Origin of the sequence: Streptomyces sp. NPDC048417 (genome assembly GCF_040651615.1) — a bacterium.
In the GTDB taxonomy this organism is placed as follows: Bacteria; Actinomycetota; Actinomycetes; order Streptomycetales; family Streptomycetaceae; genus Streptomyces.
Genome location: NZ_JBEZKI010000020.1, coordinates 131,229 through 145,727, shown reverse-complemented (window position 1 = coordinate 145,727; position 14,499 = coordinate 131,229). Strand labels below are relative to the sequence as shown.

The 14,499-nt window shown below is 73.2% G+C and carries 14 protein-coding genes; all 14 read left to right on the top strand.

Going from position 1 to position 14,499, the window contains the following annotated elements:
- The first annotated feature begins 120 nt into the window (after nucleotides 1–120).
- Entirely contained in the window at nucleotides 121–1,599 is a 1,479-nt protein-coding gene (locus AB0D59_RS30015; RefSeq protein WP_362571842.1) for a DUF4157 domain-containing protein, read from the top strand.
- A gap of 124 nt (nucleotides 1,600–1,723) precedes the next feature.
- Entirely contained in the window at nucleotides 1,724–2,299 is a 576-nt protein-coding gene (locus tag AB0D59_RS30010; protein ID WP_362571839.1) for a DUF4255 domain-containing protein, read from the top strand.
- Complete coding sequence (locus AB0D59_RS30005) at nucleotides 2,299–3,120, top strand: hypothetical protein (protein WP_362571836.1); 822 nt, start codon at nucleotides 2,299–2,301, stop codon at nucleotides 3,118–3,120. Before AB0D59_RS30010 ends, AB0D59_RS30005 begins: the two co-directional genes overlap by 1 nt.
- Nucleotides 3,121–3,250: 130 nt before the next feature.
- The gene (locus AB0D59_RS30000) at nucleotides 3,251–5,140 is read left to right on the top strand and encodes a phage tail sheath subtilisin-like domain-containing protein (RefSeq protein WP_362571833.1); all 1,890 of its coding nucleotides are present in this window, start codon (nucleotides 3,251–3,253) and stop codon (nucleotides 5,138–5,140) included.
- A 49-nt stretch (nucleotides 5,141–5,189) separates the two neighbouring features.
- On the top strand, nucleotides 5,190–5,645 hold the full coding sequence (locus tag AB0D59_RS29995) for a phage tail protein (RefSeq protein WP_362571830.1): 456 nt from the start codon (nucleotides 5,190–5,192) through the stop codon (nucleotides 5,643–5,645).
- 5 nt (nucleotides 5,646–5,650) lie between these two features.
- Nucleotides 5,651–7,759 carry a hypothetical protein gene (locus tag AB0D59_RS29990; RefSeq protein ID WP_362571827.1) on the top strand — a complete coding sequence of 703 codons (2,109 nt, stop codon included), beginning with the start codon at nucleotides 5,651–5,653 and terminating at the stop codon, nucleotides 7,757–7,759.
- A 2-nt stretch (nucleotides 7,760–7,761) separates the two neighbouring features.
- Nucleotides 7,762–8,295: a phage tail protein gene (locus tag AB0D59_RS29985; protein WP_362571824.1), complete on the top strand. Its 534-nt coding sequence runs from the start codon at nucleotides 7,762–7,764 to the stop codon at nucleotides 8,293–8,295.
- A complete protein-coding gene (locus AB0D59_RS29980) occupies nucleotides 8,295–9,005 on the top strand; it encodes a LysM peptidoglycan-binding domain-containing protein (protein ID WP_362571821.1) in 711 nt (236 codons plus the stop codon). The genes AB0D59_RS29985 and AB0D59_RS29980 overlap by 1 nt, the downstream gene beginning before the upstream one ends.
- Nucleotides 9,006–9,026: 21 nt before the next feature.
- Nucleotides 9,027–9,203: a hypothetical protein gene (locus AB0D59_RS29975; protein WP_362571818.1), complete on the top strand. Its 177-nt coding sequence runs from the start codon at nucleotides 9,027–9,029 to the stop codon at nucleotides 9,201–9,203.
- Nucleotides 9,204–9,206: 3 nt separating this feature from the next.
- On the top strand, nucleotides 9,207–10,289 hold the full coding sequence (locus AB0D59_RS29970; protein WP_362571815.1) for a contractile injection system protein, VgrG/Pvc8 family: 1,083 nt from the start codon (nucleotides 9,207–9,209) through the stop codon (nucleotides 10,287–10,289).
- Complete coding sequence (locus AB0D59_RS29965) at nucleotides 10,286–10,954, top strand: phage baseplate assembly protein V (protein ID WP_362571812.1); 669 nt, start codon at nucleotides 10,286–10,288, stop codon at nucleotides 10,952–10,954. The genes AB0D59_RS29970 and AB0D59_RS29965 overlap by 4 nt, the downstream gene beginning before the upstream one ends.
- Entirely contained in the window at nucleotides 10,951–11,658 is a 708-nt protein-coding gene (locus tag AB0D59_RS29960; RefSeq protein ID WP_362571809.1) for a hypothetical protein, read from the top strand. Before AB0D59_RS29965 ends, AB0D59_RS29960 begins: the two co-directional genes overlap by 4 nt.
- A complete protein-coding gene (locus AB0D59_RS29955; protein ID WP_362571807.1) occupies nucleotides 11,655–12,062 on the top strand; it encodes a GPW/gp25 family protein in 408 nt (135 codons plus the stop codon). The genes AB0D59_RS29960 and AB0D59_RS29955 overlap by 4 nt, the downstream gene beginning before the upstream one ends.
- Nucleotides 12,059–14,458, top strand: coding sequence for a putative baseplate assembly protein (locus tag AB0D59_RS29950; RefSeq protein ID WP_362571804.1), 2,400 nt, complete (start codon nucleotides 12,059–12,061; stop codon nucleotides 14,456–14,458). The genes AB0D59_RS29955 and AB0D59_RS29950 overlap by 4 nt, the downstream gene beginning before the upstream one ends.
- The last annotated feature ends 41 nt before the right edge of the window (nucleotides 14,459–14,499 follow it).

The window sequence follows — 14,499 nt, the reverse complement described above, 5'->3', positions numbered from 1 at the left end:
CTCGCCGGAACCGAGGCGAGCCGGTCTGCGGGCGGTTCCGCGGACGCGGAGGACCGCGCCGCGCCGATCGCGGCCGTCGGTCAACCCGCGGACCGGCGACCGGGCCGGCCACTCGATCCTGTGACGCGTACGGAGATGGAGTCCCTCTTCGCCACCGACCTCGGCGGCGTGCGCGTGCACACCGACGCGCAGGCCGACGACTCCGCCCGTGCCCTGGACGCGAACGCCTGGACCAGCGGCGACGACATCTCGTTCGCGCGCGGCCAGTACGCGCCCGGCTCGGACGCGGGAAATCGGCTGCTCAGACACGAGTTGACCCATGTCGTGCAGCAGCGGGGCCGCCCGCCGGCCACACCGACGAGGGTCAGCGCGCCCTACGAGCCCACCGAGCGGGTGGCGGACGCGATCGCGGCGGGTACCCACTCGGGCGCGTCGCTCGCCGGTACGGCGGACCCGCATGTCGTACACCGGCAGGCGCGTTCGGCCGAGAACCACGTGGCGGCCGACAGCACGGAGGGCCACGCGGCGGCCGACGACGCGCAGGACCACGCGACGGCCGACACGACGAACGGCGGCCGCGTGGCCGCCGACAGGCCGGATCCGCGAGTCGTCCTCGTCAAGAAGGAGCACTTCACCGGCCGGGAGAGCTACGAGACTCTCGTGAAGAAGGCCAGGGAGACGCCCGGGTGGCACTTCGACCCGGCCGTCACGCCGCAGAACTACCAAAGTCGGTACCGGCCCGGCCCTGGAGTCCAGGGCGAGGGCGGCTCCTGGCGTGTCCTCGTGAGGGACCGCGCGTCCACGGATGCCCCGAGCCGGAGTGAGGGCGGGGGAGCCGTCACGACGTGGGACTCCCGCCACCGCGGCCGGTACGTCGAGCAGAACAAGGCCATGTCCAAGCAGGCTGTGGAGGCCATCGCGCAGGCGGCCGGGGAGAAGGACGCGGCCAAGGCGATGAAGATCGCCGAGGAGGTCTCCACCGAGCGGGCCCGGGCGCGTACCGCGACCCAGAAGAAGCTCAGCCCGGGGGGTCGCGCCCTGTCGGAAGCGGTCGACACCAAACAGGACTTCGCGAAGTCGGCCGAGAAGTACCGCGGCCGGCTGCCCTCGGCCGAAGGCGGAGCCAGGATTCCCCCGGAATCCGAGATCGAGCTCGCCCGACGGATCGCGGTCGGCGCGGGGGAGACCCAGGCGACGATCAAGACACTGGCCAAGGTGGGCCGCGTGATCGGCCCGATCATGATCGCCGTGGGTGTGGTGCTGGGGGTCCGGGCCGTTGTCCAGGCGCCGGAGGGACAGCGGGGCCGGGTCGCCGCACGGGAGGTCGGTGCCTTCGCCGGGGGAGCGATCGGCGCGTCCCTGGGCACGAGCGCCGGCGTCGCGGTCGCGACGTTCCTCTCCGCGTTCCTGCTCGCCCTCGGAATCATCGGCGGCCCCGTCGCATGGGTGATGGCGACCGTCCTCGGGGTTCTCGGCGGTCTGATCGGCGCCTGGTGGTTCAGCAAGCGCGGCGGGCAGCTCGGCGAGGCGGTCTACGACGCCGCTGCCGAGCCGTCGGCCGAGGGGGAGAACCCGTGGGACGGGTCGGCGCAGGACTGACGGTGTCTTGAGCGACGCACCACACCCGGAAAGCGAATGCCAGTTGACGGTGACGCGCTCGTGACGGCGTGGTCACGGGGGGTCTGTCACGGTCCGTGGGACGAGAGAACGGAGGGACGACGCGGTGGCGAACTACCAGTCGATCGGATCGGTGGCCGAGGCCGTTGCCCGGCTGCTTCGGCAGGCGTGGCAGCCGGCGCTGCTCGGCGGGATCGAGCCGCAGTTCGACGTGTACCAGGGCAAGGACTTCTCCACCCCGATGGCCCAGGGCGTCTCGGTCTTCGTCTACCAGGTGAACGTCGACCAGGTACAGCGCACTCTGCCACCGGCGGTGTCCGACCACCGTCGCCCGCTGCCGGTGCGGATCTCGTTCCTCCTCACGGCCTGGGGGCAGGACGCGTCCACCGAGCACGACCTGCTCGGCTGGGCGATGCGCACGATCGCCGACACCCCGGTGCTGTCGTCCGGCTTCCTCAACGCCGCCGTACCGGGGGTGTTCCGGCCCGAGGAGACCGTCGAGCTGGTACCCATGGAAATGAGCGACAACGACGTCTTCCAGCTCTGGCAGGTACTCCCGGGCAGCCTCCAGCTGTCGGTGCCGTACATCGCCCGCGTCGTGCGCGTCGAGTCCGACCTCACCGTGCCGCAGGGTGCTCCGGTCCAGGTGCGCGAACTGGCCGTGGGAACGGCGGCCGGCTGATGGGCGTCCCCGGAGAGCGCGAGCGGATCGGGTACCGGGCCCCGCTGGCGGTGCGCTGCTTCGACGCGGCCGGTGCCGCGTTCGCCCGGGACGGCCTGAGCGCCGTCGCCTGGCCCGAGAGCGATCCGGCGACGACGGTCCGCGCGACCCCGTCACCGTTCTCGGACCTGCTGGGCTTCGGCAGCCTGCCGGGCCGACGCGCCCACCAGCGGGCCCGTTCCACCGACGGCGAGCAGCTGAACTGGCCGGTCCCGGTGGCTCCCGAGCCGTTCGCGGTCCGGGTGACCGACCGCGCTCGCCGGTATCTGCCGACGACGCTCCTGGCCGAGGTACCGGTCGGCAGGCCCGTCGCCGTACCGCTGTACCCGGCCCCCGGGCGGCAGGGGCCGTCCGGCTGGGCGGTCGTCCGGGGTGAACTCCACGGCGCCCCGGACGGGGGCCCCCTCGGGTGGGGGGTGGTCGAGGTGACGACCGACGCCGGCCGCTACACCACCGTGAGCGACGCCGACGGCCGCTTCCTGCTCTGTCTTCCCTACCCCGAGGCCCTGCCGGAGCTGCCCGGCGTATCGGAGGCAGACCCCGCACCCGGACTCGGGGGCCTTGCCTCCCTCACCTGGCCGGTCACCGTCGCGACCCGCTGCCAGCCCGGTGCCCTGCGCCGGCCGGTGGGTTCGGCCCCGCAGGACCCGCCGTACCTGGACTCGATCCTCGGGCAGGCGCCCGCGCCGATCGACCTCGGCGGCGGACCCCAGCCGGCCGTCACCGAGACGCTCACCTTCGGTACCCCCCTGGTACTGCCGCTCACGGTGGTGCCCTCGTGAACCCCGGCTCACTTCCCGAGCCCCGGCCCGGCCCGGCGAAGCCCACCCGAGCGAAGCCCACCCGAGCGAATCCCACCCCGACCAAGCCCAGCCCCAGCCCAGTCGAACGAGCCGCGGAGGCGACCCGACGATGCCCCAATACCTAGCACCCGGTGTCTATGTCGAAGAGGTCGCTGGCCCCCGAACGATCCAGGGAGTCAGCACCAGCACGGCGGCCTTCATCGGGCCCACCCGTTCCGGCCCCACCAGCGGCCGGCCCGAACTGCTCACCTCCTACGCCGACTTCACCCGTGTCTATGGCGACGCGGTCGATCTCGAGTTCGAGGACGCCGGCCGCTTCCCCAACTACCTCGGGCTCGGCGTCAAGGGCTTCTTCGACGAGGGCGGCAGCAGCCTGTACGTGATGCGGACGTTCGCCCGCACCGACGCGGACGCCCCCGAGGACGACCACGGTGTCGGTTCCGTGCCCCGCGACACCGACGCGGTCCGGCTGAGCCTGCGGGCGCGCTTCCCCGGACAGGCCGGGAACCTGCGCGTCACCCTCACGCTCCGCGCCGGCACCAACGCGCTCACCGCCGCCGGGGACCTGACCCGGGTACGGGAGTTCGACACCGTCTGGGCCACCAGGACCGCGTCCGACGACAAGGGGGTGTTCACCGTGCGCCGGGACACCACCACCGGGGCCTGGACCCTGACCGGTGGCGCGTTCGGGCTGGCGCTGGACGAGGCCAGTGGCGTCTATCCGCTCACCGCCCTGGTCGAGGTACAGCACCCGACCGTCGACGCCCAGGGCCTGCCCGCCTTCGGCCCGCCCCAGTCGGTCGGCGAGTTCGGGTTCGACCCCCGGGCGGTCGGCACCGGCATCACCACCGTCCTCACGGCGAATCCGCCCACCCGCCGCGCCGCGCTCAGTGTTCCGATCGCGGTGGAGGGCGTGGCCGGGCTGGGCCAGGTGTTGCCCGACGACCTGCCCCGGGTGATCGCCTCGGCGCTCTTCGACACCACCATCCTGGGGACCAGCCCCGTGACGACGACCCCACTGCAACTGCGGCAGCGCGTGGTCACCCTCACCGGCGGCTCGGACGGCAACGCCCCCGACGTCACCGAGTACGAGGGCGACCCGACCGGCTTCGCCGACTACCAGAACAACCCCACCGCGCTGCCGTTCAACGGGCTGCCGGCCTTCGAGTCGGTCGACGACATCTCGATCGTCGCCGCGCCCGGCTCCTCCACCGGCTGGAACCGTACGCCCGCCGCCCAGGGCAAGGCGCGGGCGATCGCCAACGCGGTGATCAACCACAGCGAGCGGATGGTCTACCGGGTGGCCGCGCTGGACACGCCGCCGGGCTTCCTGCCCGACGAGGCGCTGGACCACCGTAACCAGCGGTCCTCGACACACGCCGCGCTGTACTACCCGTGGATCACCGTCAGCAGCCCGCTCGACGGGACCCGGGTCGACGTTCCGCCCGCCGCCTACATGGCCGGGATCTGGGCGCGCAGCGACACCGCCCGCGGCGTGATCAAGGCACCGGCCAACGAGGTCGTCCGCTCCGCGCTCGACTTCGAGACCCGGCTGAACAAGGCCCAGCAGGAACTGCTCAACCCGCAGGGCGTCAACTGCCTGCGCTTCTTCCCCGGTCCCGGGTTCCTCGTCTGGGGTGCCCGCACGATCTCCGACGACCCGGAGTGGAAGTACCTCAGCATCCGCCGGTACTTCAACTTCCTGGAGAAGTCGATCGACCAGGGCACCCAGTGGGTCGTCTTCGAGGTCAACGGGCCCGCCCTGTGGGACGCCGTACGGCACACGGTCGAGGGGTTCCTGTTCAACGAGTGGAAGAGCGGTGCCCTGCTGGGCGCCAAGCCCGAGCAGGCGTACTTCGTGCGCTGCGACGCCTCCACGATGACCGCCGACGACCTCGACAACGGCCGGCTGATCTGCGTCGTCGGCGTCGCGGCGGCCAAGCCCGCCGAGTTCGTCGTCTTCCGGATCAGCCAGTGGACGGCCACGCAGACGGCCTGAGAGACGGCGACACCTACGGCTGACAGCGGCCAACCGATGAGGAGCGGCAATGGCAACCCAACGTGACAACCCCTACGGCGGTTTCAACTTCCTGGTCGACTTCGCGACCGGCGACGCGAGCACGGTGCGCGGCGGTTTCCAGGAGGTCAGCGGCATGAACATCGAGGTGACCTCGGCGGACTACCGCGCCGGGAACTCGCCGGTCAACCATCCGGTCAAGGTGAACGGCGTCTACAAGATCGGCGACGTGACCTTCAAACGCGGGCTGATCGGCGCGCTCGACCTCTTCCAGTGGGTGGACGCGATCCGCACCGGCGACCAGTCCGCGCTGCGCACCGTGCACGTGTCGCTGCAGGACGAGGCGCACAGCGGCCCCGTGATGACCTGGACCCTGCTGAACGCACGGCCGCTGCGCTACACCGCGCCGTCGCTCAACGCCAAGGCGGGCTCCGAGGTCGCGATCGAGGAACTCGTCCTGTCCGTCGAAGACATGAGCGTGGAGTAGCCCCCATGGCCGCCTCGACCCTCACGTTCTCGGGACGCCTGCCGGGCGTCGACGTCGCCGCCGCACCGCCCGCGGCCGACCTGCCGCTACGGCTGGACGTCGCGGCCTTCGTGGGATTCGCCCCGCTCGGTCCGCTCGACCTGCCGGTCGCGGTCGAGGACGTCAACCAGTTCGCCGCCGTCTTCGGGGGCGAACTGGTGCTGGCCACCGACGCCGGCGTGCCGGTGTACGCGCGCCTGGCCGGGGCGGTCAGGGCGTTCTTCGACAACGGCGGGCGGCGCTGCCACGTGGTGCGGGTGGCCGGTCCCGGCGCCCGCCCGGCCCGGTGGACGGTGCCGGGGCTGCGGATCTGGCAGCCGGACGGCACCGTGACCGGGGCCGTCGTCGAGGCGGCCTGGCCGGGCGCCTGGTCCGCGGGCATCCAGCTGGCCACCCAGCTGCTGCCCCGGCCGCTGGCCCTCGCGGGCAGCTACCGACGGTCCACCGCGACAACCCCGGGACAGTTCCTGCCCGCGACGGGCGCCCCGGTCCCGGTCCAGCCGGGCGACCTGCTGCGGTTCACCTTCGGCCCGGCCCGGCCCGCCCTGTACACCCGGGTGCGGGGCCTCCTGCCGGGCACCGCCACGGTGGCCATGGACGCCGAGATGCCGTACGCGGCCGCGTCGGACACGGTGGGCGAGGACCGCCCCGATCCGGGCGCTCTGGCGGGGCTCCCCGCCGAACTCCCGGTGATCTCGGCGGAGTTGCTGCGGATGGACCTGGTGATCCGGCAACTCGGGCCCGACGGTTCCCGGTTGCTCGACCGGCAGACGGACCTCGCCTTCAACGCCGCCGTGTCCCCGGCCGGTTCGGCGACGGCCCGGCCGGTCCCGACGGTCCGGCCGGTCTGGACGGAGGTCCTGCAACCCGCCGACGACCAGGTGCCCGACGGCGGCCGGTCGATGGTGCTACGCGCGGACCCCGACTCCCTGTCGGCCGCCACGGCCGGCCTCGTGGTGCCGGTCGGCATGAGCCCGCCCGGCGCCGCCACCGACGCCGCCGACCCCGACGTCACCGGCTCCGACGACCTCGGCACCTTCCCCGTACGGTCCTTCACCGACCCGGCGCTGGCCACTTCGACCGTGTACACCCTGACCGAGGACGCGGCCCAACTGACCGGGCTGGCCCGGCCCCCCGGCCGGCTCACCGGCGTCCACTGCCTGCTGGCCGTCGACGAGGTCGCCCTGGTGGCCGTCCCCGACGCCACTCACCTCGGCTGGTTCCCGGCGCCCGCGGGCCCGGACACGGCTCCCGGGCCGCCGGTCCTCGACGACCCGGCCGGTTACGACGAGGCCGCGCTGATCGACGTGCAGAGCGCGCTGGTGACGATGTGCGCGGCTCGCGGCGACCTGGTGGCGCTGCTCGGCGTCCCGGCGCACTACGACGCCGAGCTGGTACTCGGCTGGCAGCAACGGCTCACCGCCCGCGGGCCGCTGTCCGACGCCGGCACCTCCGGTACGTCGCCGCTGAGCTACGCCGCCTACTGGCACCCGTGGCTGCGGGTCCTGGAGAACGATCCCCGTTCCACGGCGCCGCTGCGCACCGTGCCGCCCGACGGCATGGTGGCCGGCACGATCGCCGCCCGCGAACGGGCCCGCGGGGCCTGGATCGCCCCGGCCAACCTGCCGCTGCGCGGCCCCGTACAGCTGGTCCCGGCACTGACCGACGCCGAGACCGCCAAGCTGTTCGACGCGCACGCCAACCTGCTGTGCCGGCGCCCCGGCACCATCACCGCACTCAGCGCGCACACCCTGTCGGCCGATCCGGTACTGCTCCAGCTCTCCGTACGACGGCTGCTGATCCTGCTGCGCAGGACCGCGCTGGCACAGGGCGCCCGCTACACCTTCGAGACCGACAACGACCGCTTCCGGCAGCTGGTGCGGGCACGGTTCGAGCGGGTCCTCGCCGCGCTGGCCGCCCAGGGCGCGTTCGCGGACTACCGGGTGACCACCGCCGAGGGGGACGACGGCACTGTGATCATCACACTTCAGGTCGCCCCGACCAGTCCGGTCGAGTTCATCACCATCAGCCTGGTCCGCTCCGGCGAGGGCCTGCTCGACGTACGGGAGGGCTGACGATGCCGGCCAACGATCCGCCCTTCACCGCATTCCGCTTCGACGTGACCCTCGACCTGGACATCGCCACCCCCGGTTTCACCGGCCCGCTGTGCGACGCGGCCTTCGCCGAGTGCGAGGGCCTGGAGATGACGATGCAGCCCAGGACCGTCGTGGTCGGCGGGCTCAACGACGGCCAGGTCCACCTCGTCGGACCGGTCACCCACGGACAGCTCACCCTGCGGCGCGGCATGACCGGCAACCTCCAGCTCTGGCAGTGGTTCACCCGGGGGACCCGGCCCGGCAGTGTCCGCACGGCGCACGGCACGATCACCCTGCGGTCGGCCGACGGCACCCCCACGCTGCGGTTCACCCTGACCCGCTGTCTGCCGGTACGCATGCGCGCACCGGCCCTGCACGCCCGTGACGGGCTGATCGCCGTCGAGGAACTCGGGCTCGTCTACGAGCACCTCGACATCGCCCTGCCCGACGACACCACGCCCTCCGCCGCGCCCGGCGCCCCGGCCACGGCCTCACTGGGCGGGGGGTCCCTCTGATGGGCACGGCGACCATCACCGAATGGGACCTGGTCAAGCACACCCAGGTCGACCCGGGCGTCCTCCTCGTCGTCGACTTCGATCCGAAGAGTCTGCGGCTCACCTACAGCCCGACGGGCGTCACCGGCGCCGACGCGGCCACCAAGTCGGGCGCCCTGAGCAAGTTCGCGTCCCAGCAGACCGGCCAGTCGACCACGCTGAGCGTCGAACTGCTCTTCGACACCAGCGCGGAGAACACCACGGTCCAGGCCAAGACCGAGCAGATCGTCCAGTTCACCAAGCCGGACACCTCCAACCCGAGCGCCCCGGCACGGCGCGGGATGCGGTTCGCCTGGGGCTCGTTCCTGTTCGAGGGTGTGGTGCAGAGCCTCGGCCAGACCATCGACTTCTTCTCCGACACCGGGATCCCGCTGCGGGCCACCGTGGAGATGACGCTCACCGAGGTGCGGCCGCCCGACCAGAGCGCGGCCCCGCCGCCGCCCGCTCCGCCCGTGAGCTTCGGCGCGGGAACCGGCGCGGCCACCGGCCTCGCCGCCCCGGTCGGGACCACACCGCTGACGCTCAGCCAGTCCGGGGACACCGTGCAGTCGATCGCGGCACGGTCCGGCGCCGGGGTCTCGTGGAAGACCATCGCCGCCGCGAACGGCATCGACAACCCGAGGCTGCTGCCACCGGGCACCGTCCTGGACCCCAGTGCCCGCATCTCGTGACCCGGAAGGACTGAATCACCCGTGCGCATCGACATCAACGAGCTGGAGATCCTCGAACCGGACACCCCGGCGGGACCGGACGCGGACACCGCCGCGGACGGGGGCCCGTCGCGCCGGCCGGCCACGGACCTGGGCGAGCAACTGCGCCGCTGGGAGCGCGAGACCCGCACCCGCGAACAGCGGCTGCTGGCGGACTGAGCCATGAGCCCCCTGCTCGCGGCCTACGTGTCCACTCCGGCCATCGCCCTGAACGGGACGGTCGACCGCGGCGCGGCCGGCGACCTGATGGCGCTGACGGTCGAGGAGACGACTGTCGGCCTGTCCTGGTGCGAGGCCACCTTCAGCAACTGGGGAGCCCGCGCCGCGGTCCCCGGCTACCGCTACCTCAGCGGCGACCCGATCGACCTCGGCACCCGGCTGGGCGTGTCCTTCGCGACCGACGGAACGGACAGCCCGGTCTTCGACGGAAAGATCAGCGCCCTCCAGGCCGACTACCCCGCCGACCGTCCGGCGCGGGCGCTGGTGTTCGCCGAGGACCGGCTCCAGGACCTCCGGCTCACCCGGCGCACCCGCACCTTCGACGACGCCACCACCGCCGACATCGCCGACCGGCTCGCCCGGGACCACGGCCTGACCGCGGACGTGAGCCTCGACGGCCCGGCCCGCAAGGTCACCGCCCAGCTCAACCAGAGCGACCTCGCCTTCCTGCGCGGCCTCGCCCGCAGCGACGACGGCGAGGTCCAGCTCGACGGCGACACGCTGCGCGTCCGGCGCCGCCCCGACCGGGACGGGGACACGCTGAGCCTGGACTACGGCGGCGACCTGCTGTCGTTCTCCGTCCGCGCGGACCTGGCGCACCAGGTCACGGAGATCGCGGTGACCGGCTGGTCGGTCGCGGACAAGGCGGCCGTCCTGGAGACCGCGGACGCCGCCGACCTGGCCGCCGAGCTGGCACCCGGCCAGCGCGGCGGATCGTCGCTCCTGGCGGCCGCGTTCGCCGACCGCCGGGAACGGATCGTCCGGTCCACCCCGCTCGCCGGTGACGACGCGCGGGCCCTGGCGAGGGCCGCCTACCTGGAGCGGGCCCGCCGCTTCGTGTCCGGTACGGGCCTCACCGCGGGCAACCCCGCCCTGCGCGTCGGCACCCGGGTGCGCCTGACCGGCCTCGGCACCGTCTTCGACGGCGAGTACTACGTCTGCCGGGTCCGGCACAGCTACGACCTCGCACAGGGATACCGCACCGAGTTCGACGTCGAGCGGCCCGGACTGGAGAGTGCCCGATGACGACCACGCCGCGCGCACCGTACTTCGGGATGTATCCCGCGGTGGTCTGCGACAACCAGGACCCCGAACGGCAGGGCCGGGTGAAGGTGCGGCTGCCCTGGTCGCCCGACTCCGGCGGCGACGAGTACGCCGTATGGGCCCGCCTGGCGACCACGATGGCCGGCGGCGGCCGGGGCACCTGGTTCGTGCCGGAGACCGGCGACGAGGTGCTGATCGGCTTCGGCGGCGGCGACCCCAACTGGCCCTATGTCATCGGCGCGTTGTGGAACGGGCAGGACGAGCCGCCGGAGTCGATGGACGACGGCAACAACCTCAGGTCGATCGTCTCCCGGACCGGGATCCGCATCACCCTCGACGACACCGACGGAGCCGTCACGCTGTCGCTGCGCACCCCGGGCGGCCAGCAGCTGACCCTGGAGGACGGCGGCAGCACGATCCGGCTCGCCGACTCCGGCGGCAACTCGCTGGAGATGGCACCGGCCGGCATCACCCTCACGGCCGCGAGCACCCTCACGATCAAGGCCCAGGCCCTCCAGATCGACGCGGGTTCGGCCAGGTCGAGCCCGGCGATGTGGGCCCACGACGGAGCGCTCCAGTGCGACACACTCATCGCCAACAACGTGTTGGGCAAGATCTACACCGGCGGCCCCGGGAACCTCCAGTGAGCGCCGGACCGGAGCGGCTCCAGTGGACCGCCCCCGCACCACTGTGGACCGCGGACACCGTCGGCACCGCGAGCCCGGCGTTCCTGCGCCCGCTGATCGCCGAACTGGACACCGACGCCTTCCTCGACGTGTTCCTGGCGATGGTCGGCGGCACCGGCGGCCGATCGCCCTCGGACCTCACCGGCCTCCCGCCGGACCAGGCCCCCGACGGCACGTATCCGTTGTACTGGCCGACGGCCCACCGGTACTACCTCGTCGCGGCGAGCCTCGTCTGCCGCCGGCCGGGCATCCCCGACCACGCCGTACAACCGGCGCTCGGCGAACGGCCGTTCTTCGTCATACGCCCGGCCGCGGCGGCCGGACCCGACGACGCGCTGCTGCCCGGCGAGCGCCGACTGCCGCTGCACGCCACCCCGGTCGCCGCCTTCGCACCGCCCGGATCCACGGCGGCCACGCTCGGCATGGCGGCCGGCGGCCGGTCGACCCGCACCCTCTTCTACGGGTTCGTCCCGGTGTCCGACGGGGACCCCGACGTGCGCGACCCCACCGCCCACGCCATCCGGACCGTGCTCGCCTGCGACCCCTGCCCGCCGGTGCTCGGCGCGCCGAGCCACCCCTTCACCTTCGCCGGTCCGCTCCCGCCCCCCATCGGCCTGCGACCCGGCCTCCTCCCAACGGGCTCCCCGAAAGGACCGACACCATGACATCGCCGGCAGTGCTCTACGGACAGGGCATCTCGTTCCCGCCCCGCGTCGGCCCCGACGGCGGCATCGTCCGGTCCGCGGGCGAGACCAACGTGCGCGAGTCCGTCGTCACGATCCTGCGCACCCGCCCCGGGGAACGCGTCGAACGCCCGGCCTTCGGCTGTGGCCTGGACCGGTACCTGTTCGAACCCAACACGGTGGCCACGCTCCGGCTGATCGTCGAGGACGTCCAGCGCGCGGTGACCCGGTGGGAGCCGCGCATCCGGCTGGAGGACGTCAGCGCCGACGTCAACGGCACCGACCCGCGCGACGTGGACCTCACCCTCGTCTACTCCCTGATCGCCACCGGAGTCCGCGAACGACTGCGGATGACCCTCGGCGCGGAAGGCCAGGACCAGCCGTGACCCTGCCGATTCCGGTCCTCGACGACCGTTCCTTCGACCAGCTCGTCCAGGAGGCGCTGGCCCGCGTACCGGTGCACACACCGGAGTGGTCCAACCTCAACGAGTCCGACCCCGGTGTCACTCTCCTCGAACTGTTCGCGTTCCTCACCGAGAACCTGCTCTACCGCAGCAACCGGATCCCCGAGGCCAACCGGCTCAAGTTCCTCAGCATGCTGGGCATCGCCCTCCGGCCGCCCAGCCCCGGTACCGGCCTGGTCACGATCGGCAACGACAAGGGGCCGCTCGCCCCACCGCTGCCACTGCCGGCCGGCACCGAACTGCGGGCCGGGCAGGTCCCGTTCACCACGAGCACCCCGCTGGCCGTACTGCCCGTGACGTCGGCGCTGTACTACAAGCAGCCGCAGAGCGCCCTGGACGCCGCCACCCGCAGCCGCTACCAGCTCATCTACCAGACGTTCCTGGAGACCGACTCCGACGTCCTCACCTTCTACAAGCCGGTGGCGCTCGACCCGCCGGCCACCGGCAAGCCGGATCCGGTCGTCGACCTCGGCGACCCGGTGAACGGCACCGTCGACCGCTCGCTCTGGGTCGCGCTGCTCGCGCCGAAGAACGCCGACCTCGACGCGGTACGGCGGGCGATCGCCGGCCAGAGCCTGTCGATCGGTGTCTACCCGGCGACCCGGGTCGCCGGTCAGGTGCTGCCGCCGCGACAGACCGGCACCCAGGCCGTCGACCCCGGGCTGGTGTTCGAGATCGCCGCACCGGAACCCGACCCGTCCGGCCGGTCCGGCCCCGGCTTCGGGGTCGGCCCGGCCCGCTACACCCGGCTGCCGGTGACCTACGCCGAGCCGGTCCTCGACCGGCCCGGCCTGGTCCAGGTCACCCTGCCGCCCTACGAACAACTGCTGCTGTGGGACTTCGACCCCGAGGAGGAGGGCACCGGCGACTTCCCGCCCCGGGTCGACGACGCGGCGGTCGCCGCCCGCCTGGTGACCTGGGTCCGACTGCGGTACGAGCCCACGGCGGCCGGTACCGGCACCGGTACCGGCACGGGCACCGGCTCGGACTGCGGGTGCGGCTGCGGGAGTTCGGCCACCGGCGCCTCCACCACGACCTCTTCCACCACGACCCTGGCGGCACTGTCGGCCGCGACCGGCGGGCCCACCGGCCGGATCACCTGGGCCGGAGTCAACGCCACTCGTGCGGTGCAGTCCGTGACCATCCCGGCCGAGCGCGTCGGCACCGGCACCGGCACCCCCTTCCAGGCCTTCACCCTGGCCCGCACCCCGGTCCTGGGCGACGACGCGCCGGGCGGCCTCACCGTCGAGGTCCAGGACACCGACGACACCTGGCACGCCTGGTCCGAGATCGACGACATCTACGCCGCGGGCCCCGACGACACCGTCTTCACCCTCGAACGCGCCACCGGCAAGCTCCTGTTCGGCAATGGTCTGTCCGGGCGCCGCCCCCCGCGCGGGGCGGCGATCCGCGCCTCCTACTCCTCCGGCGGCGGACTCCAGGGACAGGTCGCGATCGGCGGGATCAACCGCAGCGCCGCCCTGCCCGGCGGCTTCGGCCTCACCAACCCGGTGCCGACATGGGGCGCGGGCGACGGGGAGTCCACCGCCGACGGCGAAAGCGCCGTGACCCGCTGGCTGCGCCACCGCGACCGGCTCGTCACCGCCGACGACTTCCGCGACCTCACCCGGCGCACCCCGGGCGTCGACCTCGGCCGGGTGGAGGCGCTGCCCCTGTTCAACCCCGACCGGCCCGGCGAACCGCGGGACTGGGCCGGGATGGTGACCGTCCTGGTCATTCCCCGCTCCGACCCGCTGCGCCCCACGGCCCCGCTGCCGGACCGGCAGTTCCTGGGCGCGGTCTGCGGCTGGCTGGACCCGCGCCGGCTGATCACCACCGAACTGCACGTGCGCGGACCGGAGTACCAGCCGATCCGGGTCTCCGTCGGGATCGTCGCGCTGCCCGGCCAGGTGCCGTCGATCGTCGAACAGGCCGTCACCCGGGCCGTGGATACCTACCTCTCCCCGCTGACCGGCGGACTGCCGGCCACGGCAGCCGACGGCGACGGCCTGATCGCACCTGCGGCGACCGGCACCGGCTGGCCCCTGGGCGTCGACGTCCGGCCGCAGGACATCGAGGCGATCGCCACCCGCGTCCCGGGGGTGCGCTACGTCGACTCCGTCCTGATCGCCATGACAGACGCCGACGGAAGCGTGGTCTCACCGGTGGACGCGGTGCCGATCAGCGGCCTGCGCCTGCCGGCCGCGACCGTGACCGTCGTCTCCGGGCCCGCGCCCGACCCGGCCGCCCTGACCGGAGGCAGCCAGCCCGCACCGCCGACCCAGGTGCCGGTCCCGGTCGTACCCGACACCTGCTGACCGGCGACCGCCGCCCGGGGATCACCACGCCAAGGAGCTGT